This window comes from Gordonia alkanivorans, from assembly GCF_004011905.1.
Taxonomy (GTDB): domain Bacteria; phylum Actinomycetota; class Actinomycetes; order Mycobacteriales; family Mycobacteriaceae; genus Gordonia; species Gordonia alkanivorans.
Genome location: NZ_CP027114.1, coordinates 286,765 through 310,903, shown reverse-complemented (window position 1 = coordinate 310,903; position 24,139 = coordinate 286,765). Strand labels below are relative to the sequence as shown.

The following is a 24,139-nucleotide window of genomic DNA, read 5'->3' as shown; positions in this document are numbered from 1 at the left end:
TGTTTCTCCGCTCATCGAACTGGTCGGAGTAGTCTCGCCCAATGCCCGTAGCCCCCTCGATGAGCAGATACGAGGTGCGAGCCCTTCTCGGCCTCGTCGGCACCGGACTGATTGCCTCTCCCCGGGTGTTCGCGGGATTCGTTGTCTTCCAACTCGCGAGCGTGTTCACCTCGCTGGCCCAGCCGGCGCTGAACGCCGCGATCATCGATGACGGAATCCTGCGCGGCGACGTGGGGACCATCAAGGTCGTGGGACTCGTCATGGTCGCAGTGGCGGTGATCAACCTCGCGGTCTCGCTCGGGGCGACTTACCTCGCGTCGCACCTCTCGGCGAGGTCTGCACGCGATCTGCGCGGCCGGGTCAACGGCCGGATCGGCAGGTTCACCGATCAGCAGGTCTCCCGGCTGGGCCTGTCCAGCCTGTTGACCCGATCCACCGGGGACGTCGGACAGATCCAGGGGTTCCTCTTCATCTTCCTTACGATCGTCGTGACCGCGCCGCTCATGCTGTTCGGTGCGCTGGTGCTCTCCCTGTCGCAGGCGTGGCGGATGGCCCCGGTGATCTTCGTGGCCGGGCTGGTCCTCGTCGCGCTGGTCGGGGTGCTCGTGCGGCGCATCGTCCCATGGGCCGGGCGACTGCAGGGTCGGCTCGACGCCATCAATCGGGTGCTTCGCGAACAGCTGCGGGGCATAGCCGTGATCAGGACGTTTCGGCAGGAGGACCGCGAGCGCGCTCGCTTCGCGACCGAAAACGACGAACTCACCGGCGTCGCTCTGAGGTTGGGACGGACTCAGGTTCTCCTGCTCCCGACCGTGACCGTGGTATCCAACTTCGCGGGGGTCGCGGTGGTCGCGGTGGGTGCGATCTTCGTGGACCGAGGCCAGATGCAGATCGGTCAGATCACGGCCGCGGTCGGATACCTCAGCCAGATCCTGCTCGCCGTGTCGTTGTTGACCGTGATCGCCGGTGTCATCCCACGCGCGGTCACCAGCGCGGGCCGCATCGCCGAGGTCCTCGACACCGAGGTCCTCGAACCCGGCGACGCCGAAGCCGGCGTGACGTCGTCTGCACCCGCGGTGGTCTTCAGCTCCGTCTCCGTCGGCTTTCCCGGCGCGGACGCCCCCGCGGTCGACGCCGTCTCGCTGACGTGCGCCGCCGGCACGGTCACCGGACTCCTCGGCGGTACCGGCAGCGGGAAATCGACATTGCTGTCGTTGCCGTTGCGCTTCGCCGACCCCGACTCGGGCGTCGTCCGGTGGGATGGCACGGACGTGACCGGCCTGGCACCGGCGTGGGTACGTGCGCGGACCGCGTTCGTCGGGCAGGGTGCAGCGCTGGTGACCGGCACGATCGCCGACAACCTGCGGATCGGTCGTCCCGACGCCACGGACGAACAACTGTGGGAAGCGCTCGAGGTGGCTGCGGCCCGTGACTTCGTCGAGGCGCGGCCCGGGGGGCTCGACGCTCGCGTCGCGCAGGAGGGCCGCAACTTCTCGGGAGGCCAGCGACAGCGCCTGGCACTGGCCCGCGCGGTCCTCCGGCGGCCCTCGCTGTACGTGCTCGACGATCCCTTCAGCGCCCTCGACGTCGACACCGAGCGGGAGGTCATCGCCAATCTGCGACGAACCCACCCGGAGGCAACGGTGCTGATCGCGGCCCAGCGGGTCTCGTCGGTCCGGCATGCCGACACCATCGGCGTGTTGGAGGACGGCCGTCTCGTCGCCGTCGGCACCGACGAGACCCTGCGCACCGACAGTGAGATCTACCGCGAGATCGCCTACGCCCAGGCGGTGACCGATGCCTGATACGAACCGGCGCGACGGTTCACTGCGATGGCTGATGCGGCAACTCCACCTGAGTCGGGGTCGCGCCGTCGCGATCTCGCTGTGCGCGATAGTGGCGTCGCTGGGCGCGGTCGTCGGACCGATCCTGTTCGGTGTGGTCACGAACGTGATCGTCGACGGGACGATGGGCGTGGACGGCATGGACTGGCGGCGACTCTGGACAGTGCTCGGCGTGCAGGCGGCGATCTATGTGGCGGTCGCCTGTCTCGCGTTCACCCAGGGGCAGATGTTGACCATCGCGGTGCAGCGGTCGGTGGCGGGGTTGCGCGCGCGCATCGAGGACAAGGTCCACCGGCTCCCGCTGCGCTACTTCGAGTCGAACAACCGTGGCGTGCTCGTCAGCAAGCTCACCGCGCACACCGACAATGCCGCCACCGTGATCGCTCCGGTGCTGGTCACCGTCCCCACCAACGTGTTGACCCTTCTCGTGGTCACCGTCGTGCTGTTCGTCGTCTCGCCGCTGTTGGCGACCGTCGCGCTTGTCGCCGCGCCGGTGTCGGCAGCGGTGTCGGTCGTCATCGCGCGGAGGGCACGACCGTTCCTGGAGACGCGGTGGACCACCACGGCCGCCCTCACCGGGCACCTCGAGGAAGAGCTGAGCACGCGCCGCATGCTGCAGGCGTACAACGCCGAACCCATCGCCCGGCGTCGGTTCGATGCCCTCAACGAGAAGCTGTTCGGTTCGACGCGTTCCTCCCAGTGGGCCGCCGGCACACTTGCGCCGGTCCTCACCGCGATCAACGCCGTGGTGTTCTTGACCCTGGCGGTCCTCGGCGGCCTCATGGTCGTCGACGGAACGCTGAGTCTCGGTGCCGCCCAGGTGGCCGTGATCTTCTCTCAGCAGCTGTCCTCGGCGGTACGTGAACTCGCTGGTTTCGTGACCAAGGTGCAGTCGGGCACGGTGTCGGCGGGCAAGGTGCGCGAGGTGCTCGACGAGCCGGAGGACGGCGCGTCGGAGACCGGCGAGGTGGGGCCGGACCAGGCTGGACGTCATCGTCGACCGCCGGAGATCGTGTTCGACGACGTCGCCTTCGCCTACGAGGAGAGCATGCCGGTGCTCGGCTCCGTGAGTTTCCGGATGGCGCCGGGGATGACGACGGCGATCGTCGGCTCGACCGGCGCGGGCAAGACGACCATCACCAACCTGCTGCAGGGCTTCTACCGTCCGACCGGCGGTTCGATCACCATCGACGGTGACGACGCCGTCGACCTCGGCCCGCAACGGGTGCGCGACGGGATGGCGGTCGTGACCCAGGAGCCATGGCTGTTCACCGGGACCGTCCGCGAGAACATCGCCTACGGGATGGCCGATGACGACGCGGTGGACCGTGCGGTCCATGACGGACATCTCGACCAGATCGTCGCGACGCTGCCCCAGGGCATCGACACCGTCATCGGCCAGGAATCGGAGAACCTCAGCGCGGGGGAGAAACAGCTCGTCACCGTCGCCCGGGCCATCGCGGCCTCGCCCCGCATCCTCATCCTCGATGAGGCGACCAGCGCCGCCGACCCCCGCACCGAGTTGCTCGTACAGCGCGCGCTCCAGCGGTTGCGGGCCGACACGACGACGTTGTTGATCACCCACCGAATGGCCACTGCCGCACTCGCCGATCAGATAGTGGTTCTCGAGGACGGGGCGATCATGGAATCCGGAACCCACGACGAACTGATCCGGACCGGTGGCATCTACGCCCGACGCTGCGGCGTCGACTCGGTTTCCGAGGTGAAATGAATCTGCTGAGGTCAGAGACTTTCAGCGGGCATATTGATCCGGTTTCTGATACGAGGCAACGAATTCGTCCCATTTCGAAGAATCGCTTGACGCGCGCGCCGGGAATCTGAAATCAGAAACTCACCCACCAGAAAGTTACGGTTGAGAAGGTTGGGGGCCGGTTTGTTGATACTCCACTAAAACGTTGCATCGACGTTGTTATTATGGTTCTGGTCAGCCACTGAATGAACGTTTGTCCAACTGGATTCCAGTGTTCGTCTCAATCAGAGCTCCTGATCAGGCATTCCATGCCAACGCCGGATGGCGGAAACAAAGATTCGTGCCAAGTCCTCGTAAACAATGGAGACATCATCGAGACGGATATGTAATCTCTGTCTCGACCAGCCGCACAGGTGGGAGCGGGCGGGTCGGATTCAAACTTCCCCCAACGATCGAAGGAGCGTCATGGCTGACATTCTCGAAGGCATTATCGGTGGTCTCGTCGAGGACCTGGTTGCGGATCTGCTGACCGGCTCGATCGAAGGATCGTCCGAGTCCTAGGTCGACACTCAACGCGAATCGCCTCACGGCCTCGGCTGTGAGGCGATTCGCGTTCAAGGGTCGATGGCGCCCGCTGGATCGGCGCCGTTCGGGAGTCCGGGCGGTTGAATGATCCGCGGTGCGTGCCCGCCCGGCAGCCCGACACGATACGGTCCATCTGACAGGACCCACGCCCGCCCCGGGGCCTATCGGGGACTCGACGAGGAGGAATGCATGAACCAGCGTCTGCGCAGGTGCGGCGCCGCGATCGCGGTCGCTCTGGGCATCGGGCTCACGCTGTCGGCCACCGGCACCGCCGGCATGGCAGCCGCGGCGCCGAGTCTCGTGACCGCGGGTTCGCCCACCGAACGGGTCACCAACATCGTCGTGCATTCCGATGCGATGAACAAAGACATCCCACTGACGGTGATCAAGCCGGCCGACGAGTCCAAGCCACGTGGGGTCCTCTACCTCCTCAACGGAGCGGGCGGCGGCGAGGACGGCGCCAACTGGCTGGCGAAGACCGACATCGTCGAGTTCACCAAGAACAAGAACCTCTACGTCGTCATCCCCAACCAGGGGCAGTTCAGCTACTACACCGACTGGGAGAAGCCCGACCCCGAGCTCGGCGTCCACAAGTGGTCGACGTTCCTGGGCAAGGAACTGCCTCCGGTCTTCGACGCGAACTTCAACACCTCCGGGCGCAACGCGATCGGCGGCATCTCCTCGTCGGGAACCTCGGTCCTGAACCTCGCGATCGAGCATCCGGGTCTGTACGAGGCAGTCGGTTCCTACAGCGGCTGCCCGACCACCGCCGACCCGTTCGGCCAGAACAGCATCCGGCTGGTCGTCGAGGTCCGCGGCGGCGGCGACGCCAGGAACATGTGGGGGCCGTACAACGGACCCGGCTGGCGCAAGCACGATCCGGTCCTCAACGCCCACAAGCTGCGTGGCACCAAGCTGTACATCTCCAATGCGACCGGCCTGCCCGGGCAGTACGACAACCCGGCGTACGTGAAGAAGACCGACACCCTCGCCGATCAGATCCTGGTCGGCGGCGCCATCGAGGGCGGCACCATGACCTGCACCCTGCAGCTGGTGAACCGGCTGCAGCAGTTGAACATCCCGGCGACGGTCGACCTGCCGCCCACCGGCACGCACTCCTGGGGCTACTGGCAGGACCAGCTGCACCGCTCGTGGTCGTTCTACGAGCGGGCGCTGAACTAGTTGAAGATCACGGTCTTCCGGCCGTGTACCAAGACGCGGTCCTCGAGGTGCCAGCGCAGTCCGCGGGACAGGACCAGCGTCTCGATGTCGCGTCCCTGACGCACCATGTCGGTCACCGAGTCGCTGTGATCGACCCGGATCACGTCCTGTTCGATGATGGGTCCGGCGTCGAGATCGGCGGTGACGTAGTGGCACGTCGCGCCGATCAGCTTGACGCCCCGGGCGAATGCCTGGTGGTACGGGCGGGCCCCGATGAAGCTCGGCAGGAAGCTGTGGTGGATGTTGATCGCGCGGCCGGCCCAGGCGCCGCACAGTTGCGGCGGCAGGATCTGCATGAACCGCGCGAGGACCACGGCGTCGGGCCGATAACCGTCGACGATCCGGGCGAGTTCGGCGAAGGCCTCGGCCTTGCGCTCACCGAACGGGACGTGGTGGAACGGGATCTCGAAACGCGTTGCCAGCTCTTCGAGTTGGGGATGGTTGCCGACAACGGCCCGGATGGTCGCCGGTAGCTCGCCGCGATGCGCACGACCCAGAAGGTCGATGAGGCAGTGGGTTTCCTTGCTCACCAGCAGCACCACGGACTTGGTGTCACGGGTGTCGGTGAGGCGCCACTCGGTCTCGGGGCCGAGCTCGGCGGCGACCTCCGCGGCGAAGCGTGCGCGGAGTTCGTCCGCGGTGAACGACACCTCGTCGGCGCGGATCGCCTGCCGGGTGAAGAACCAGCCGGTGTCGTCGTCGGAGTGGTACGCGGCCTCGGTGATCCAGCCCCCGACATCGGTCAGGAAGGTCGAGATGCGGGCGACGATGCCCGTGCGGTCGGGGCAGCCGAGCGTCAGCACATAGCGATGCTCGGTCTGGTCGGTCGGGGTCAGCTGTCCGCTTGTCACGCCCCTCAGTGTGCCAAGCTCGTCGATGTGACGAACACGGACCTGCGGCGTAGCGACGTCGCCGCCATCATCGACCACACACTCCTCAAGCCCGAGGCCACCCGCGCCGACGCGGAGGCCGCGGTCGCCGAGGCCGCCCGGCTCGGCGTTTTCGCGGTGTGCCTGTCGCCGTCGATGCTCCCGATCGACACCGGTGACCAGCGGACCTGCGTGGTCGCCGGCTTCCCATCGGGTAAGCACCACTCCCTGGTCAAGGCCGCCGAAGCCCGGCTTGCGGTGGACTCCGGGGCGAATGAGGTCGACATGGTGATCGACGTCGGTGCCGCAGTCGACGGTCGGTTCGACGAGGTGTTCGCCGACGTCCTGACCGTGCGTGAGGCCGTCGGGGATTCGACGCTGCTCAAGGTGATCATCGAGTCCGCGGCGCTCCTACAGCTCGCCGGTCCCGACACGGTCACCGAGGTGTGCCGCCGTGCCGAGCAGGCCGGCGCGGGAATGGTGAAGACCTCCACCGGTTTCCATCCCGCCGGCGGCGCGAGTGTCGAGGCGGTGCGGCTGATGCGCGCCGCCGCCGGCGCCCGCGTCGGGGTCAAGGCGAGCGGTGGCATCCGGACGGCCGAGTTCGCCGCCGAACTCATCGCGGCCGGCGCGACCCGTCTGGGGCTGTCGTCGTCGGCGGCCGTGCTGGACGGTTTCCCCGAGTAGGTCAGCCGACCGGTGCCGGTTTCTGTTCGAGATCGGCCATCACCAGGCTTGCGTTCGCCGCGGCGCCGGCGGAGACACCCTCGCCCATCGCGACCGTCACCATCGCGTGGATGGTGGTGGTGTTACCCACCGCCCACACACCCGGAACGTCGGTCTCACCCATGGGCCCCGTCTCCACGAGCCCGCCCGCGGGCCCGTCGGTGAGGGTCCCGCCGAGACGCTCGAACAGCTCGCCGCGCACCACGAACCGGGGGGACACCACGACCGCATCGACGTCGAGCACGGTGCCCTCCGACAGCAGCACGCCGCCGAGGCGTTCGGGGTCTGCATCCTCGCGGACCAGAACCCGTTCGACGGTGTGGTCGATGATGTCGATGTCGGACGCGACCAGATGCGACCGATCGTCCTCCGACAGTGCGTCGGGAGCATGGGCGATGACCGTGACCTGATCGCTGAACTGCCCGAACATGAGGGCCTGATGGGCCGACATGGGCGCGGTGGCGATCACCGCGATCCGCTTGCCGCGAACCTCGTAGCCGTGGCAGTACGGGCAGTGGAGGACATCGCGCCCCCAGAGCTCCGATACCCCGTCGATGGCGGGCAGCTCGTCGACGAGGCCGGTCGCGAGGATCACGCGGCGCGCGGTCACCGTGTCTCCCGAGTCGACGTCCAGGGTGAACCGGTCGCCGTCGGGGTCGCGCCGCGCGTCGACGACGGTGCCCGAGCGGATTTCGGCGCCGTACCCGATGGCTTCGGCACGCCCGCGAGCCAGCAGTTCGAGTGGTGAGATCCCGTCCTGACCGAGAACGTTGTGGGCGCCCGCGGCCGGGGCGTTGCGGGGCACTCCGGCGTCGATGACGACGACCTTGCGCAGTGAACGTGCCAGGATCGTGGCAGCGCTGAGGCCGCCGGCGCCACCCCCGACGATCGCGACGTCGTATTCGGTGGCCGCGGAGTCATTTCGATCGGTGCGGGGGTCTGTCATGACAGCTCACTCTCGAGGGGTCGGGTGTCGGACGGGGCGTCCATGAGGCCGGCGGAGCGCGGCCGGGTGATCCAGAGGTGACGGCCGGCCGTGAAGGTCAGGTCGGTACGTCGGTGGACTGAGCGGGGACTGCGCTCATCGATCAGTTCGTCGAGGACGGAGAGGTCGGCGGGGTCGAGAACGTCTGCCAGACGGTGCCGGAACTGGCCGAACCAGTGCCGGGCATAGCGCGCGACCGCCTGACTCGGGCCGCCGGGCCCGACGCGGATGGTCCGACGTTCGAGTACGTCGTGACCGGCTCGGTCGAGCGCGTCGGTCCAGTCTACGAGCGCTTCCCATCCGGCGGTGGCCGCCGCGGCGTGGCAGCGGTCCTCGACCCCGCGCAATTCCGAGTTCTCGGACGTGAAGCGCGGGAGGCCGTCCAACTCGATGATCGCCACGACGCCGCCCGGGGCCAGCACGGAGGCCGCCGCGCGCAACAGTGCCGTGGGGTCGGCGAGGTGATGCAGCGACATCGAGGCCCAGAGAACGTCCGGGGAGTGCAACGGTGGCAGGCCGTCGTCGAGGTCGGCCACCACGGTGGCCGCCCGCCCGGCGAAACCGCCGGTGGCCGCCCGCTGCTCGACGAGCGCGGCCATCTCCGCGGAACTGTCCACCGCGAGGAGCCGTGCGTCGGCGAAGTTGCGCGCGAGCGCCTCGGTGCCGGTGCCGGTTCCCGCGCCGAGATCGACGATCCGCCGCGCTGCCCGTCCGAGACTGCGGGTGATGGCCGCAGCGGCCTCGTCGACGTAACCGCCGAGGAGTTCGGCGTCGAGGTCGAGCGCCGATGCCAGGTGGGTGTGGTCATGAGAGTGGGTCATGGGATCGACGGTAGCGCTGCAATGCGTAACCGGCATAGCATCTTGCCTATGACGCAAGAACTCGATTCGGTCGTCCGTCAGCGCATTCGCGGGCTCCGGCTGGCCAGAGGCTGGACCCTCGATGCGCTGGCCGCGCGCTGCTACCTCTCCCCGTCGACGCTGAGCCGTATCGAAACCGGACACCGCCGGGTCGCGCTGGATCAGCTGGTCCCGATCGCGCGAGCACTGGGCACGACGCTGGATCAGCTCGTGGAACCCGCCGACGACACCGACGTCGTGATCCGTCCCCAGCCGCACACCGCCGAGGGGATGACGATGTGGCTGCTCTCCCGGGAGAACAGCCCGCAGGGGGTGACGGTCGCCAAGATGCGCTTCGAAAGCGAACAGCCGCTCGGTGACCTGCGGGTTCACCCTGGTCGGGAATGGTTCACGGTGCTCACCGGCACGGTGCGACTCCTGCTCGGCGACCGCGCGATCATCGTGCCGGAGGGCGATGCCGCGGAGTTCTCGACCATGATCCCGCATGCGATCTGCGCTCACGACGGTGCGGCCGAGGTGCTGTCGATCATGGATCACGCGGGGGAGCGTGCTCACATGCCGTCCGCGGCGACCACTGTTGACGATCCGCAGCCTTGAGGCATCGGCTCCGGTGAACCATCGCCGCAGATCGGTAGGCTTGTGCGGGTGATGACTTCTCAGGCCCCGGTGAACCGACGCGCTGTGCTCGCCGCAGCCGGGGTCGGCGTACTCGGGGTCGCGATCGCGGCGTGTACGGGTTCCGATGCCGGCCCGGGCGGCGACAAACCTGCCGAACCGAAGGTCCGGCTGACCTTCACCCCTCCGCTCGACGGTGAGTCGCCCAGCCCGATCTCCGAGATCTCCGTGCAGGCCGCGGACGGCACACTCAATCCCGATGTGAAGCTGACGAACCCGCGCGGGCGGGTGGTGAACGGCAGGCTGTCGGAGGACCGGACGAGCTACACCATCGCCGAACCCCTGGGATACGCCACCGAATACACCTGGAGCGGAACGGCTCTCGGGATCGATGGCAAGACCGTGCCGGTCGCCGGGAGCTTCACCACCCTCGAACCGTCGAGTCAGCTGAACGTCGTCGTCAACATCGGCGACGGCCAGGAGGTCGGCATCGCCGCGCCGATCATCCTGAAGTTCAACGGGACCGTCGAGGACAAGGAAGCGGTGGAGCGGGCCCTCACCGTCACGACCACGCCGCCCACCGAGGGATCGTGGGCGTGGCTCGGCGAGGACAACGGTTCACGCGTCCACTGGCGACCCCGCGAGTACTGGGCGCCCGGCACCAAGGTGCACATGGACGCGAAGCTGTACGGCCTCGATCACGGTGGCGGTGCCTATGGGGCCGCCGACGTGACGAGTGACTTCTCGATCGGCCGAGCGCAGGTCGTGCAGGCCGTGGAGTCCTCGCACCGCATCGTCGTACTCCGTGACGGCGCCGAGCTGATGTCGTTGCCCTGCAGCTACGGCGGCGGCGATCTCGACCGCAACGTGACCCGTTCCGGCATCCACGTGGTCACCGAGAAGTACGACGAGTTCTTCATGAGCAACCCGGCCGCCGGTTACTTCAACATCCGGGAACGCTGGGCCGTGCGCATCTCCAACAACGGCGAGTTCATCCACGCCAACCCCGAGACGGTCAATGTCCAGGGCACGGCGAACGTCACCAACGGGTGCATCAACCTGTCGGAGGCCGACGCCGAACGCTACTTCCGGGTGGCCGTCTACGGCGACCCGGTCGAGGTCTCGGGTACGCGAATCCCGTTGTCGGAGGCCGACGGTGACATCTACGACTGGATCTTCGACTGGGAGACCTGGCAGGGCATGTCGGCCATCGAGGGCGAGGTGACGGAGTCGTCGGTGCCGGCGACGCCCAGCGGCGCCCCGACCTCCAACGTTCCCGCACCTCGCTGAACCGCGAGCGCGCTAGCCGGTCTTGATGTTTCGTCGTGCCGACGCCTGATCACGAGGCATGAGGACGATCTGGTCGAGGTTCACGTGCGGCGGGCGGGAGGCGACGAATCCGACGACCTCGGCGACGTCGTCCGCGGTCAGTGGGGTGAGGCCCTGGTAGACGGCGTCGGCGCGGTCCTTGTCGCCCTCGAACCGCACGAGCGAGAAGTCGGTCTCGACCATGCCCGGGCAGATCTCGGTGAGACGCACCGGCTGGCCGAGAAGTTCGTAGCGCAGGGTGCGATGGGTGACCGCCTGGGCGTGCTTGGCCGAGGTGTAACCGGCGCCGTTGTCGTAGGCCTCGAGGGCGGCGATCGAGGTGATGGCGACGATCAGCCCGTCACCGGATGCGATGAGCGCGGGGATGAGTGCCTTGGTGATCCGCAGGCTGCCCAGGACGTTGGTCTCCCACATCCAGCGCCAGTCGTCGAGGTTCGCGTTAGACACCGGGTCGAGGCCCTTGGCTCCGCCGGCGTTGTTCACGAGGACGTGGACCCGGTCGAGGCCCTCGACGAACGCCGCGACCGAAGCCTCGTCCGTGACGTCGAGCTGCTTACCGGTTCCACCGATCTCGGCGGCGAGCGCCTCGACGCGGTCGACGCGACGTGCGCCGAGCACCACGTGGTACCCCTGCTTCGCCAGCTGACGGGCCGTCGCGGCGCCGATGCCGGAACTCGCTCCGGTGACGACGGCGATCGGTCGCTGGTCCGAGGTCTGTGCGGTGGCTCCGGTGCTGGTGTCAGGGCTCATGGGCCCACCTTACGACCAGGTCGCGACCCGCCCCTCACGACACCGCACGACGCCGCGCCCGTGTGTGCACGCGCACTGCTACATTCGTCCCATGCGTGGGGGAGTGATCCCGGCGGCGCTGCAACTGACGTCCACTCCGGCGGCCGCGGTATTGCACGCGATCCGGATCGGTGGGCCGGTGACCAGAGATCAGCTCGCCTCGACGACCGGGCTGTCCGCCGCGACGATCAACCGCCAGGTCCATGCCCTCGCCGCCCACGGACTCGTCGCCGAGCGTCCCGATCTCGCGGGACCGAAAACCATTGGCAGGCCCAAGAATCCGCTGACCATCGACCGGGACTCGCTGTGTGTCGCGGGACTGCACATCGGTGCGCGGCGCTCGGTCCTGGTCATCGCCGATCTCGGTGGACGCACCCTGCACAGCCATGCCGTGCTCACCCCGTCGAGTGATCAGCAGGAGGCGATCGAGCAACTGTGCGCGCGGCTCGCCGAGCTCGCCGGCCGATTCGGCGGACGTCGTCTGCTGTGGGGCGGGGTGGCGCTCGGCGGTGCGGTCGACGCGGAGACGGGTGTGGTGGATCACCGCGTCCTCGGCTGGCACCAACTCCCGGTGGGCGAAACGCTTGCGGCGCGTCTCGACACCCCCGTGTCGGTGTGTGAACACGTCGAGGCGATGGCCGCCGCGGAACTGTTGCTGGCCGGATCGCGGGACGCATCCGGAACCGGACTCTTCTTCTACGCCCGCGAGACCGCCGGTATGGCAATGACTCTCGAAGGCCGGGTCCACGTCCCCGAGCGCGGGGCCGGGACCATCGCGCACCTGCCCGTGTCCGCGCCGGTGCTCGCCCCGGGACACACCCGGGTGCGGCTGCAGAACGTCATCGGCGACGACGCCGCACAGGCGGCAGCCCACCGCCTCGGCATCGATCCGGACTCGTCGCGCATCGTCGACGAACGCGCACGGGTCCTCGGGGAGGCAGTCGCGATGATCCGCGACGTGATCAACCCGGACACCATCGTCGTCGCCGGCGACGCGTTCTCGGCGCACCCGCACGGGCTTGCGCCGGTGCAGGCGGCGTTCGACGAGGCGTCGACGCTCGACCGGCCGCTGGAGATCGCGCCGTCGAGATTCGGTGTGCACGTTCAGGAGAGCGCCGCGGTCGTGGTCGCGCTCAGCGTCATCTACGCCGATCCGATCGCCGCCGTCGCCACACTCTGAATCGGCGGACCGTTCGCGTGCGGCACCGCCGTATGTGCCGTGCGGGAATTCATCCCCTACGGTGGGGGACATGACCCTGCCCCGCGATGTGTCCGCCCGACTCGAGGTGAGCATCGACGACCCGACCGAACTCGAGATGCAGATCACGGTGGCGAAGCTGCCCGGCCTGCAACTGCAGGAGGAACTCAAGATCGAGCTGGACGGCAGTCCGGTCGCCGTGGAGGAGCTCGTCGCCGAACACGCGTCGCGCATCCACCGGATGCAACTCGATCGCGGACTGCTGACGATCGACTACACCGCCGAGATCCTCACCCCCGCGGACCCGATCCCGGTGGAGAGCACCGACCGGTCGCGATACCTGCGCCCCAGCCGATACGCCGAGTGCGACAAGTTCTTCGGATTCGTGGCCGGCCAGTTCAATCTGTCGCTGCCCGAGGAGGAACTCCTCAACCAGGTGGTGGCCTTCGTCCAGCAGCGGCTCAACTACATCCCCGGGGCGAGCGATCCCATCGACGGTGCCGTCGACACCCTGCTCGCCGGGGCAGGTGTGTGCCGCGACTATGCGCACCTCGTCGTGGCGCTCCTGCGGGCGCTGAACATCCCCGCCCGGCTCGTCGCCGTGTACGCGCCGGGGTGCTCCCCGATGGACTTCCACGCCGTCGCCGAGGCGATCATCGACGACGAGTGGGTGGTCGTCGACGCGACGCGTCTGGCGCCGCGGCAATCGCTCGTGCGGATCGCCACCGGGCGCGACGCCGCGGACACCGCGTTCCTCGACAACCACCGCGGCACGATCACGCTCAACAACTACGCGGTGACCGCGACTGTTCGCGGTGACCTGCCCTACGACGACGCGACCACCCGGGTCATGATCGGCTGAACCGGTTCAGGCGTCGAGCGCGGCTCGGCGCTCGGTGGCCACGTAGTCGAAGACCGCGGCGACGTCGTCGGTGTCCTCGATGCGGAATCCGGCTGCGGTGGCACCCTCGCCGACCTTGATGCCGATGTCGCCGGCCTCGGGCCGCAGGTGCGCGAAGGCCTTCTCGTCGGTCACGTCGTCGCCGACGTAGATGACGACGTCGCAGTCGAGCCGCTCCCGCAGGACGTCGAGCGCATGCCCCTTGCTGGTCTCGATGACCGCGAGTTCGAGCACGCACTTGCCCTCGGTGGAATGCACGCCGTCCCAGGAGCCGGGGCCCGATCGTGCGCATTCGAGTGCCGTCGCGGCGTCGTCGGGATCCGCATTGCGCACGTGCAGCACGGTGCTCGCCGGTTTGGTCTCGACCGTCGAACCCGGGAAACGTGCTGAGATGTCACGCAGTTCGTCGATGAGCCGGACGAGCAGGGAGCGCGCGGCGTCGGTCACCTCGACCGCGAACCCGGTGTCGAACTCGCTGCCGTGACTCCCGACCAGCGTCACCGGTGCACCCAGGCCGGAAAGGCTTGCGAGGACGGCGATTTCACGACCGGAGATGACCGCGACCTCGGTGTCGGCCAGTGCTGCGGCCGACTCGAGTGCGGTGATCGACGCCGGGTTCGGGACCGCGTCCTCCGGGCGCGACACGATCGGCGCCACGCATCCGTCGTAATCGGATGCGACGAGCAGCCGGCGAGCGCGTGCGGCCGCGGTGAGGGCCGCACGCAGGTCCGCGGGAATCCCGGTGTCACTCATGCGTCGTCGAGGGAGTCGGTGACCAGGTGCACACCACGGTTCGGTTCCAGCTCGGTCTCCGAGTTCTCCCCGAGCGTGCCGAGGAAGCTGCGGGCCCACTTGTCGACGTCGTGGGCGAGCACCTGGCGGCGCAGCGCCCGCATACGGCGGCGTCCCTCGTGTTGGCTCTGGTTCACCGCGGCCGCGATGGCGTCCTTGACCCCGTCGAGATCGTACGGGTTGGCCTGATACGCCGAACGCAGTTCGGCTGCGGCACCGGTGAACTCGCTGAGTACCAGAGCGCCGCCGAGATCGCTGCGGCAGGCGACGTACTCCTTGGCCACGAGGTTCATACCGTCGCGCAGCGGTGTCACCAGCATGACGTCGGCGGCGACGAAGAAGGCGATCAGTTCGTCGCGTGGCACCGGCCGGTGCAGATACTGCACGACCGGGCGGCTCACCGTGTGGCTGTAGTTGCCGTTGATGTTGCCGACCAGCTGCTCGATGCCGGCACGCATCTGCTTGTAACTCTCGACGCGTTCCCGGCTGGGCGTGGCGAGCTGGATCATCACCGTCTCGGACGGATCTAGCCGTTCCTCGGCCAGTAGCTCCGAGATCGCCTTGAGCCGGACGTCGATGCCCTTGGTGTAGTCGAGGCGGTCGACGCCGAGCATGATCGTCTTGGGATTGCCGAGTTCGCGGCGGATCGCGGCGGCCCGATCCCGGATCTTCTTGGTCTTGGCCAACGCTGCGAGTTCACCGGAGTCGATCGAGATGGGGAACGCGCCCACGCGCACCGTGCGGAAGCCGACCTGCACCACGCCGAAACGGGAGCGGACGCCGACGGTGCCCTTGCTGGTGGCCTGGCCGGCCAGCCGGCGGGCGAGGAAGAGGAAGTTCTGTGCGCCGCCGGGGAGATGGAAACCGATCAGGTCGGCGCCCAGGAGACCTTCGACGATCTCGGTGCGCCACGGCATCTGCATGAACAGTTCCACCGGCGGGAACGGAATGTGCAGGAAGAAGCCGATCTTCACATCAGGCCGCAGCATGCGCAGCATCTTGGGGACCAGCTGCAGCTGATAATCCTGCACCCACACGACAGCACCTTCGCCGGCCGCCCGCGACGCGGCCTCGGCGAACCGCCGGTTCACCTCGACGTAGGTGTTCCACCATTCGCGGTGGTACTCGGGTTTGACGATCACGTCGTGATAGAGCGGCCACAGGGTGGCGTTGGAGAAGCCCTCGTAGTACTCGGCGATCTCCTGGGTGGACAGCGGCACCGCGTGGATGTCGATGCCCTCGATGTCCGGGGGATTGTCATCGGAATCGGGGATGCCAGACCAACCGACCCAGGCGCCGGTGTTGGCGCGCAGGATCGGCTCGAGGGCGGTCACGAGACCGCCGGGACTCCGCTTCCAGTTGATCGTGCCGTCGGGCAGGATCTCCTTGTCGACGGGGAGACGGTTGGCGACGACGACGAACTCTGCGCCGTCGTGCGGAGCAGCCCGGTTCGGCCCCTCCCCGGACTCGTTGTCACGGATGGGGGCGGTCCCGGTTCCAGCCGGTCGCGGCGTCACCGGATCAGGCGTTCTCGCCCGGTGCGATCCCCAGCATTGCGAGCAGCATCCGGCACTCGTCGGCGTCGGTGGCGTAGGCGGCCACGACGCGGCGCGCCGAATTGGCGGTCTCGTCGGCTACCGGTTCCAGTTCTTCGTCGGCGATGTCGGTGGTCTTCGCGGGCATGTGAGTCCCCTCGTCGTGCGTGCGGTGTCGCGGTGTGGCTCGAAGCGGTGCGGGCTGGAGCGGCCGATGGGTGGCGCGCCCGATTCGCCATTCTACCCGGGTCGCGGGGGTGCTCAGAACCGCCGCGGTGGGGGCGGCCACCGACGGTTCTGACGGACCGTTCGGCCCTCGCGGGCCTCGCGCTGGGCGAGGAGGCGGCGCCGCAGACTCCAGTCGGGTCGTGGCGGGAGTTGGGGGCGGCGCAGCGACCGGGCGACGAACTCACCGAGGGTGACGCCGGCGGCGAGCGCGCAGCCGATGGCGAGGGCGTTCGCGATCCAGGTGAAGCCGCTGAGCGTCTGTTCGCTGAGGATGCCGTACAGACCGCGGTAGACCGCGAGACCCGGGAGCAGCGGGGTGATGCCCGCGACCGCGACGACGAGCGGCGGCGTCAGCGCACGACGGGCCAGGAGGCCACCGACCAGGCCGACGAAGGCCGCGGCGAAACCGTTGGCGATGACGTCGCCGATCGAGGTGAAGGTCGCCGACGCCGCGACCGCGGTGCCGATCAGGCCGCCGAGGAAGGCGACGCCGAGCGCGCGGGTCTCGGCGTAACTGGCCAGCGCGTAGGCGCAGGCGGCGAAGGCGCCCGCGGCCACTCGGACCGGCAACTCGACCGCCTCGAAGCTGGTCGAGGTGGTGATCGTGGGCAGGAAGATGCCGCCCGCCTCGAGCAGTCGGATGGCGATACCGACGCCGGCGATGATGCCGCCGGTCATGAGCAGGAGTTCGAAGAACCGGGCGACGCCGGTGATCGGAGCGCCGGTGATGGCGTCCTGCACCGAACCGACGAGCGACAGCCCCGAGAGCAGGACGACGATGCCCGCGGCGATGACCTGCGAGGGTGCGATCTCCACACCGAGTCTCTCGGCCGCGCCGAAGACGAGGGCCGCGGGGACGACGGCGATGAATCCGCCGGAGAGCTGCTGGAAGAAGACGGGCGTACCGATCCGGTTGAGGTTCCGGTTGACCAGGACGATCGCGACCGTGGTGACGAAGGCCAGCGCGGCGACCAGGTACTGACCGCCGAGCAGGACGGAGATGCCCGACGCCATCGCGCCCCACGCCACCGTCGCGACCCAGTGCGGGTACGGGTGTGGGGCGGTGATGATCTCGTCGACCATGCGGTGAGCGGTCGACGGCGTGATGCCGGAGTCGCGGATGCGCCGGACGAGCCGATCCACCTGGGCGAGTCGGGTGAAGTCCATCGAGCGGTAGTAGACCTGCTCCATCGTGGTGATCGGCGGAAGCGTCGCGCCGCGTCGCGAGCTGACGACGATCGTGTTGTAGGTGACGTCGACGTCCACGTCCTCGAGACCGTAAACACCTGCGACGAACTTGATCTGGGTCTGCGTGTCGATCGCGCCGGTCCCCGAGTCGAGCAACACGGCGCCGATCTTGGTGGCGAGGTCGAGGACCTCGGTGATCGCCGCGACGTCGAACGGTTCGATCGGCTTCCGCGGCGACACCATGATGCTGCCGGGCTCGATCGTGTCGATCGTCGCCTGCCGGGTTCCGGTGAGTCGACGAAGCGCGCGGCCGAGGAACTCGCGCACGCATGCCTCCTTGTGTCAGTCGAGCATTCGCGTTCGGTCGGGAGTCGTCGAACATCGTCGACTGCCGCTTCGATCTTGGCACCGAATCGATCTCAGATGTGAACTACCCGGACACGGCCGGTCCCACGCAGCGCTGCGAGCCCCCACCGCACTCTAGGATCGCGGCATGTCATCAGTGCAGATCAACGGTCCCCTCGACGGTCACACCCGCAGCGCGACAGTGGCCCCCGGCAGTCTCGTCTTCACCGCGGGCGCTGCGCCGATCGACGAACAGGGCGCCACCGTCGCCCCCGGGAACGTCAGCGAACAGGCACGGCAGTGCATGGCGAACCTGGAGGTGGCACTGGCGGAGGCCGGTGCGTCGCTGTCCGACGTCGCCAAGGTGACCGTCTTCGTCGCCGAACACCTGCAGGCCGACCTCGTGGTCGCCTGGGATGCGGTGACGGCGGCCTTCGGCGATCACAAGCCGGCCGGCAGTCTGCTCGGTGTCTCGGTCCTCGCCTACGACGACCAGTTGGTGGAGATCGAGGCGGTCGCCGCGATCCCGGGCTGACCGGGTCCGCTGGGGCAGGCGCATGCGCGGTGGATATACTCGCGCACGCACGCCTCCTTAGCTCAGTGGTAGAGCACTCGCCTTGTAAGCGAGCGGTCGTCAGTTCAATCCTGACAGGGGGCTCCACGAGGGCTCCGGCCCGCGGGGGGAGCCAGATGACGAACGGTCACACCGGACCCGAGAGTCGATGGCCCCGCCCGCCTGCGCGACACCGACACCGACGCCGCACGAGGTGGTGGCTGGTGGGTTTCGTCGCGGCGGTGGCCCTGCTGGGGCTGGTCGAGCAGCTGCGGCACTCGGGCGCCGGGTCCGAGGTCAAGGAATCCTCGATCGGTCAGATCGTCGCGCACACACCGGACGGCGACCGGGTGGTGTCCTTTCGGGTCATCACCCATGTCGGCGCATTCGGCCGTCCCGCCGAGAAGACGAATCACGACCTGGTCACCGTCCGGCCCGAACCGACGATGTGTGTCTATCGCCTGGAGATGGTCACCAGATGACGGCGAGTCCGGCAGCGAGCAGCGACAAGGCGCCGGCCGTCCAGAACAGCGCCCGCGGAACCGGTTCGCCGGTGCGCTTCTGACGGGCGCTGCCGATGCCCAGGATCGCGCCGAGCACGAGCAGGATCACCAGCTTGATGCCGATCTTCGGGTAGTTGAGATCGATTCCGGCGGGCCACGGTGCCGCCAGTGCCAGGCCGGTGAGCAGCGAGAGCAGGATGCCGTAGTCCATGGCCCGGGTGAAGCGGAACTCGCGGGCGACCACCTGTGCGAACCAGGCACCGAACGTCACAGCGAAGCCGACGATGTGCAGCAGAATTACGACGTTGCGTAGTACATCCATGGCCGTACTCTACCCAGCCGGTGCCCGACATTCCCGCCGCGGGGAACGCGTGCCCGGAAACGGGTTCTCGGTGCACGATGTACGGATGGAACACGACGAACCGGGTACCTCAGCCGTGGCCGAGGCGGCCTCGGCACCATCGGCCGCGGATCCGCTCGCGCGTACCGCCCTCGGCACCTACCGCGGAATCGCCGGTGAGCGCGCCGACGTGTGGCGCGGCATCCGGTACGCGAGACCTCCGCTGGGCGAACTGAGATGGCGTCGCGCCCAGCCGTTGCTCCCCAACCGTGGCGCTGCCGACGGCGACGGAAGCTCCGACACCGTCATCGACGCCTCCTCCTTCGGGGCGGTCTGCCCCCAGGAACTCAATCCCGCGGTCCGGCTCGGTCCGGACGTCGTGATGGACGAGGACTGTCTCTACCTCAACGTGTGGACGCCGCCGGGTGCCTCGACACACGCACACGACGCTGTCGCGCTGCCGGTCATGGTGTGGCTCCACGGCGGGGCATATGTGCTCGGCTCCGGCAGTCAGCCCTACTACGACGGCGCGGCGCTCGCCTCCACCGGCGACGTGGTGATCGTGACGCTGAACTACCGGCTCGGTGTCCTCGGGTTCGCCGACCTCTCGTCGATCGATCCCCGCTTCGAGTCGAACGTCGGGCTCAGCGACGTCCTCACCGCGCTGGCATGGGTCCGCGACCACATCTCGGCCTTCGGCGGAGACCCCGACAAGGTGACCGTGTTCGGCGAGTCGGCGGGCGCCGGCCTCGTCACCGCGCTGCTGACGGTACCCGCGGCCGAGGGGATGTTCGGCCGGGCCATCGCCCAGAGTTCCCCGGTGACGTCGATGTACGGCTCCGACCGGGCCGCCCGCGTCGCGCGCATGCTGCTCGACGCCGCCGGGATCGAAGACCCGGGCGACTCGGCGGAAGTGGTGAAGCGACTCGAATCCCTCGACGCCACAAGGTGTTCGACGCTCACCACCGAGCTGTTCGAGAAGGTGCCCACCGAATCTCCCGGCACCATCGCCTTCGCGCCGGTCGTCGACGGCGACCTGCTGCCCGACCATCCCCTCGACGTCTACCGGAACGGTCGCGCCCTGCCCGTGCCGCTGATCATCGGGACCAACCGCGACGAGGCGAACCTCTTCAAGTACATGAAGTCGCCGCTCATGCCGATCACCGCCGAGGAGATCGAGCGGATGTTCGCCGGCATGCGCGAGGAGTACCCCGACATCGTGTTACCCGAACGCGCACAGGTGCTTTCGGCGTACTCGGGCCTGCGTCCCAAGGTCACCGGGCTCGGCGTGGCCCGCGACGTCGCGTTCCGCATGCCGACGCTGTGGCTCGCCGACGCCCACGCCCGCCGGGCTCCTGTCTACGTGTACCGCTACGACTGGACCACCAGGATGTTCCGGCTGCTGGGTCTCGGTGCCGCACATGCCACCGAGGTGCCCTACGTGTGGGGGAACCTGGGTTCGGGTCCGCGCGACATCACCTTCCTGCTCGGCGGACGCAAGCACGGAGAAGCCGTGTCGCAGAGGTTGATCCGCCGGTGGACATCGTTCGCGCACGGTCGCGCACCCGATACCGGAGGTCCCGGCGACGAGTGGCCGACCTACGACACCGGCCGCCGTCCGGTATTGCGCATCGACGCCGAGGACCGGGTGGTCCAGAACCTCGACGGCGACCTCTGGGAGGCGTGGGGCGACGAGGTGCTCAGCTTCCGCTGACCGTTGCGTCGCAATCGCTTCGGAGGGAGGCGTGGGGCAGGTACGTCGACCGTTGTTCCTCGGTCATGGGAGTCGAGGTCCCGCAGATCCATTCGCGGGCGTCGGGCACGTCCAGGGTGTGCACGTAGACGTTGCCGGTGGTGTCGCCACCGGCGATGATCTCGTCGTCGGCGGGGAGCCGGACCGGGACCTGCCACGTCGTGGTGGTGTCGGTGGAGTCGAGCAGTGTTCCCACCGCCTGTCGATCACCGAGCGTGCCGTCGTCGGCGAGCGCGAAGCTGATCAGGTCGTGCGTGGAAGTACCGACGGCGATCCGGTTGGGCGACATCGACAGCGTGTTGGCGAACATGTCCTCGTGGCGGTCGATCAGTTCGGGTTCACCGTCGGTGTGCGTCGCCGGCAGTCGCCAGGTGGACAGGTCACGGGCCGCCACGACGAGGACCTCTCCGTCGTCGTCGAAGGCCGCCTGCGTGACGGGAGCGTCATCGGAGATCACCGTCACCGGATCGGGGTTCCCGGACTCCAGGTCGTAGAGGTACACCCGCTTGTCGTCGGAGGTCACCGCGACGCGGGTGCCGTCGGGGCTGAAGGCGACACTGCGGATGAGGTCGGCGGGACCGCGCAGGGATGCGCCGATCCGCCTCGGCGAGGTGGGATCGGCGATGTTCCACAGCGCGATCGTGGTGTCGGTGTCGCCGGTCGCGAGGACATCGCCGGTGGGTGCGAAGGCGACCGGGAACGAGTACCGCGTCGAGACGGGCAACCGGGCGGCGGCCCGCGGGGCGTCCGGGTCGCCGATGTCCCACAGTTCCACGAGGCCGCCGTTGTTGTTGGCCGTCGCCGCGAGGGTGCCGCGTTCGTTCACCGAGACTCGCGGGTGGTCGTTGACCCGACGCTGGATGGGAGTGCGGGAGCGCAACGACATCTCGCCGTCGTCGAGGGTCCACACGTTCAGGGTGGTGTCCGAGCCGACGGTCGCGAGGATGCGCTGCGCCGGATCGGTGGCCACCCCGCTGATCGTGCCGCCGCGGTCGGGGACCGAACGGTCCGGCAACGACCAGACGTCGATCTTCCCGTCGGAACGCCCGGACACCAGGCGGTCACCGGTCGGGTCGAAGGTGGCCGAGAAGGTGCGGACCGACCCTTGCTCCGATGCGGTCTGCAGCGCCCACTGGGCCGTGGGTGAAGCCGGGTTGGTCGTGTTCCAGACCCGCACCATGCCGTCGGCGCGGGCCGAGGCGACCTGCGAACCGGTCGGGTCGAAGGCGATGGACCAGGAGCCCGCGGTCGCGGTCGGGAGAGAGGTGCTGAGCGGCCGCGGGGACAGCGGCTTGCTCACATCCCAGAGCTGCGCGTTCGGGCTGTCGCCGGTGACGGCCAGGGAGCGGCTGTCGGGACTGAACGCGACCGCGTGCGTGATGCTGGGGAACCCGGTGACGGGTTCGCCGAGCGGCGCGGGGTCCGGTCCGGTGGTCCACAGCCGCACGACGCGGTCGTCCCCGCCGCTCGCGAGCAGCCGCCCGTCGGGGCTGAAGGTCCGTTGCGCGGAGACCTTGGCCCGGGCCGCCGACGCCCGGAGGGTAGGGCGCCCCGCTTGCACGAAAAGGCGCGCGAGCGCTTCACCAAAATCCACTCACCGACTCCACGCTCAGACCGCACGACTGATCGACCGATCCATCATGCGACAGGTGACCCCGGTGCGCCACCGTCGGAAGGGCAAAGGTGGCGACGGACACGTCCGGATCCGGATTCGGATGTGTCCGGTCCGGATAGTCCGTTTGCCGCCTGACCTCGGTGTTCGCCCCTCGATCCGGAACGGGGCTGTACTCCGGACGCGGGGTGGGGTCTCCTGGGTGGGCGTTCCTGACGGGGGTCGGGAGCGTAAGGATGCGTTGGTCGCAGGACACACGGAGGTGTTCTCAGGCACTGCCCGTCGGGGGCTGTGTGTCGTCCGGCCCACGCAACCGGGCGGGTGCCGGAACACCGGGTCGATGGGGGTCGGCCGGAGCCGGCACCCGCTTCCCCTCTTCCTCTCCCGGCTTCAACCGCCTCGTCGGCTCACTAGGATCGCGGCATGCCAGTGCGCCCCCGGATCACCGACACCACGCGCCGGTCCCGGCTGATGCGCCGCATGCACCTCGACGCCGCGTCGCGAGCAGGGTCCGCCGTCGACGTTGCCGCGACGATGGTCGGTCTCCACGCCACCACCCCGTCGACGGTCTACCTGTCCGCGTGGGCGCGCGTCGACGGTCTGGCCCGCGCCGACATCGACACCGCGCTCTACGACGACCGGACCCTCGTCAAACACCTCGCGATGCGCCGGACCCTCTTCGCCTTCCCCCGCGACGTCCTCGCCGAGGCGATCGGTGCGCTCGGGCCCCGGATCTCGGCCTCCGAGCGCACCAACATGCTTCGCGATCTCCGCCGCAGTCCCGACGTCGACGACCCGGAGGGCTGGATCGAGACCGCGCGGGACGCGGTCCTCACCGAACTCGCCGGCGGTGAATCGCTCACGTCGACCGAGCTCCGCGCCCGGCTGCCCGTCCTGGAGGGCTCGATCACCTTCGGCGAGGGCAAGTCGTGGGCGGGGAAGAGTCATTTCGGACCGCGAGTGCTGAACATGCTCGACGCTTCCGGAGACATCGTCCGCGGACCCAACCGATTCGACTGGCACCTGTCCCGTCCGGCGTGGACGTCGATGAAGGTGTGGCTCGGCGAGACCCCGGACGCGCCGAGTGTGCACGACGGCCACCGGGCGCTCGTCCAACGCTGGCTGCGCACCTATGGACCGGGGACCGAGACCGATCTCGTGTGGTGGCTCGGTTCCACCAAGACCGCGGTGCGAGCCGCCCTCGCCGACCTCGGCACCGTCGAGGCCGAACTGGACTGCGGCGGCGTCGGACACGTGCTGCCCGACGACCTCCCCGGCGAGGCCGATGACGAGGCCGGCGACCAGGACTGCGAACCGCAGGCGGTTCTGCTGCCCGAACTCGACCCCACCACGATGGGGTTCAAGGAGCGCGGCTTCTACCTCGGCGATCACGGTCCCGAGATCTTCGACTCCGTCGGCAACGGCGGCCAGACCGCGTGGTGGGACGGCCGGATCGTCGGCGGCTGGTATCGCCGGGATGACAACTCGATCGCGATCCACCCGCTCGAGCCCCTGCCCGCCGACGCCCGGAGGAAACTCGGCGCGCGGGCCGAGGAGCTCGCGGCGTGGCTCGGCGGCGGCTCCATGAAGATCGGGTACGCCGCGCCGTACATGCGGCGGCGTTGAGTCGAGGCGATGAGTTGGGCTCCGAGTCGCG

22 protein-coding genes and 1 tRNA gene are annotated in these 24,139 nt (G+C 68.6%); 13 read left to right on the top strand and 10 right to left on the bottom strand.

The genetic code is table 11. The annotated features are described in order from the left end of the window. Window positions 1-41: 41 nt before the first annotated feature. The 3 genes from C5O27_RS01395 to C5O27_RS01385 all read left to right on the top strand — a co-directional run bounded on the left by C5O27_RS01395 (window position 42) and on the right by C5O27_RS01385 (window position 5,322). Window positions 42-1,805, top strand: a complete 1,764-nt coding sequence (locus C5O27_RS01395) for an ABC transporter ATP-binding protein (RefSeq protein WP_127961703.1) — start codon at window positions 42-44, stop codon at window positions 1,803-1,805. Further along, window positions 1,798-3,576, top strand: a complete 1,779-nt coding sequence (locus C5O27_RS01390; RefSeq protein ID WP_127961702.1) for an ABC transporter ATP-binding protein — start codon at window positions 1,798-1,800, stop codon at window positions 3,574-3,576. The genes C5O27_RS01395 and C5O27_RS01390 overlap by 8 nt, the downstream gene beginning before the upstream one ends. A gap of 753 nt (window positions 3,577-4,329) precedes the next feature. After that, window positions 4,330-5,322, top strand: a complete 993-nt coding sequence (locus tag C5O27_RS01385) for an alpha/beta hydrolase (RefSeq protein ID WP_127961701.1) — start codon at window positions 4,330-4,332, stop codon at window positions 5,320-5,322. Here C5O27_RS01385 and purU read toward each other — a convergent pair. Beyond that, window positions 5,319-6,212 (bottom strand): formyltetrahydrofolate deformylase, encoded by an 894-nt coding sequence (gene purU, locus C5O27_RS01380; RefSeq protein WP_127961700.1) that lies wholly within the window; start codon window positions 6,210-6,212, stop codon window positions 5,319-5,321. The genes C5O27_RS01385 and purU overlap by 4 nt on opposite strands. Before the next feature lie 27 nt (window positions 6,213-6,239). Between purU and deoC the strand changes: the two genes are divergently transcribed. Next, window positions 6,240-6,917 carry a deoxyribose-phosphate aldolase gene (deoC, locus tag C5O27_RS01375; RefSeq protein ID WP_208651414.1) on the top strand — a complete coding sequence of 226 codons (678 nt, stop codon included), beginning with the start codon at window positions 6,240-6,242 and terminating at the stop codon, window positions 6,915-6,917. A 1-nt stretch (window position 6,918) separates the two neighbouring features. Here deoC and C5O27_RS01370 read toward each other — a convergent pair whose 3' ends face one another. Beyond that, the gene (locus C5O27_RS01370) at window positions 6,919-7,902 is read right to left on the bottom strand and encodes an NAD(P)/FAD-dependent oxidoreductase (protein ID WP_127961698.1); all 984 of its coding nucleotides are present in this window, start codon (window positions 7,900-7,902) and stop codon (window positions 6,919-6,921) included. Continuing rightward, complete coding sequence (locus tag C5O27_RS01365; RefSeq protein WP_127961697.1) at window positions 7,899-8,762, bottom strand: class I SAM-dependent methyltransferase; 864 nt, start codon at window positions 8,760-8,762, stop codon at window positions 7,899-7,901. Before C5O27_RS01365 ends, C5O27_RS01370 begins: the two co-directional genes overlap by 4 nt. 48 nt (window positions 8,763-8,810) lie before the next feature. Between C5O27_RS01365 and C5O27_RS01360 the strand changes: the two genes are divergently transcribed. Then, the gene (locus C5O27_RS01360; protein WP_127961696.1) at window positions 8,811-9,398 is read left to right on the top strand and encodes a helix-turn-helix domain-containing protein; all 588 of its coding nucleotides are present in this window, start codon (window positions 8,811-8,813) and stop codon (window positions 9,396-9,398) included. A gap of 51 nt (window positions 9,399-9,449) precedes the next feature. Further along, window positions 9,450-10,706, top strand: coding sequence for a L,D-transpeptidase (locus tag C5O27_RS01355; protein ID WP_164905345.1), 1,257 nt, complete (start codon window positions 9,450-9,452; stop codon window positions 10,704-10,706). 12 nt (window positions 10,707-10,718) lie between these two features. Here the strand turns inward: C5O27_RS01355 and C5O27_RS01350 are convergent, their stop codons facing one another. Then, on the bottom strand, window positions 10,719-11,495 hold the full coding sequence (locus tag C5O27_RS01350) for an SDR family NAD(P)-dependent oxidoreductase (protein WP_006358357.1): 777 nt from the start codon (window positions 11,493-11,495) through the stop codon (window positions 10,719-10,721). A gap of 91 nt (window positions 11,496-11,586) precedes the next feature. Between C5O27_RS01350 and C5O27_RS01345 the strand changes: the two genes are divergently transcribed. Then, window positions 11,587-12,714, top strand: coding sequence for an ROK family transcriptional regulator (locus C5O27_RS01345; protein ID WP_127961695.1), 1,128 nt, complete (start codon window positions 11,587-11,589; stop codon window positions 12,712-12,714). A 70-nt stretch (window positions 12,715-12,784) separates the two neighbouring features. Continuing rightward, on the top strand, window positions 12,785-13,594 hold the full coding sequence (locus tag C5O27_RS01340; RefSeq protein ID WP_006358359.1) for a transglutaminase-like domain-containing protein: 810 nt from the start codon (window positions 12,785-12,787) through the stop codon (window positions 13,592-13,594). A gap of 6 nt (window positions 13,595-13,600) precedes the next feature. Here the strand turns inward: C5O27_RS01340 and otsB are convergent, their stop codons facing one another. The 4 genes from otsB to C5O27_RS01325 all read right to left on the bottom strand — a co-directional run bounded on the left by otsB (window position 13,601) and on the right by C5O27_RS01325 (window position 17,703). Then, window positions 13,601-14,386 (bottom strand): trehalose-phosphatase, encoded by a 786-nt coding sequence (gene otsB, locus C5O27_RS01335; protein WP_127961694.1) that lies wholly within the window; start codon window positions 14,384-14,386, stop codon window positions 13,601-13,603. Beyond that, a complete protein-coding gene (locus tag C5O27_RS01330; protein WP_208651412.1) occupies window positions 14,383-15,942 on the bottom strand; it encodes an alpha,alpha-trehalose-phosphate synthase (UDP-forming) in 1,560 nt (519 codons plus the stop codon). The genes otsB and C5O27_RS01330 overlap by 4 nt, the downstream gene beginning before the upstream one ends. A 4-nt stretch (window positions 15,943-15,946) precedes the next feature. After that, complete coding sequence (locus C5O27_RS22675; protein ID WP_005200235.1) at window positions 15,947-16,108, bottom strand: hypothetical protein; 162 nt, start codon at window positions 16,106-16,108, stop codon at window positions 15,947-15,949. A gap of 113 nt (window positions 16,109-16,221) precedes the next feature. Beyond that, entirely contained in the window at window positions 16,222-17,703 is a 1,482-nt protein-coding gene (locus C5O27_RS01325; RefSeq protein ID WP_006358362.1) for a threonine/serine exporter family protein, read from the bottom strand. A gap of 166 nt (window positions 17,704-17,869) precedes the next feature. Here C5O27_RS01325 and C5O27_RS01320 point away from each other — a divergent pair, with 166 nt between their 5' ends. From C5O27_RS01320 to C5O27_RS01310, 3 genes are all read left to right on the top strand, one after another. Further along, entirely contained in the window at window positions 17,870-18,256 is a 387-nt protein-coding gene (locus tag C5O27_RS01320; protein ID WP_006358363.1) for a RidA family protein, read from the top strand. 51 nt (window positions 18,257-18,307) lie between these two features. Continuing rightward, a tRNA-Thr gene (locus C5O27_RS01315) sits at window positions 18,308-18,382 on the top strand. A gap of 116 nt (window positions 18,383-18,498) precedes the next feature. Beyond that, window positions 18,499-18,756 carry a hypothetical protein gene (locus tag C5O27_RS01310; protein ID WP_006358364.1) on the top strand — a complete coding sequence of 86 codons (258 nt, stop codon included), beginning with the start codon at window positions 18,499-18,501 and terminating at the stop codon, window positions 18,754-18,756. Here C5O27_RS01310 and C5O27_RS01305 read toward each other — a convergent pair. Beyond that, window positions 18,746-19,099 (bottom strand): hypothetical protein, encoded by a 354-nt coding sequence (locus C5O27_RS01305; protein ID WP_006358365.1) that lies wholly within the window; start codon window positions 19,097-19,099, stop codon window positions 18,746-18,748. The two genes, C5O27_RS01310 and C5O27_RS01305, sit on opposite strands and share 11 nt — an antisense overlap. Window positions 19,100-19,184: 85 nt before the next feature. Here C5O27_RS01305 and C5O27_RS01300 point away from each other — a divergent pair, with 85 nt between their 5' ends. Then, window positions 19,185-20,831 (top strand): carboxylesterase/lipase family protein, encoded by a 1,647-nt coding sequence (locus C5O27_RS01300; protein ID WP_127961693.1) that lies wholly within the window; start codon window positions 19,185-19,187, stop codon window positions 20,829-20,831. On the opposite strand, the gene C5O27_RS01295 is transcribed toward C5O27_RS01300, so the two are convergent. After that, window positions 20,818-22,464: a WD40 repeat domain-containing protein gene (locus C5O27_RS01295; RefSeq protein WP_244216574.1), complete on the bottom strand. Its 1,647-nt coding sequence runs from the start codon at window positions 22,462-22,464 to the stop codon at window positions 20,818-20,820. The genes C5O27_RS01300 and C5O27_RS01295 overlap by 14 nt on opposite strands. 441 nt (window positions 22,465-22,905) lie before the next feature. Between C5O27_RS01295 and C5O27_RS01290 the strand changes: the two genes are divergently transcribed. Then, a complete protein-coding gene (locus C5O27_RS01290; RefSeq protein WP_127961692.1) occupies window positions 22,906-24,108 on the top strand; it encodes a winged helix DNA-binding domain-containing protein in 1,203 nt (400 codons plus the stop codon). The last annotated feature ends 31 nt before the right edge of the window (window positions 24,109-24,139 follow it).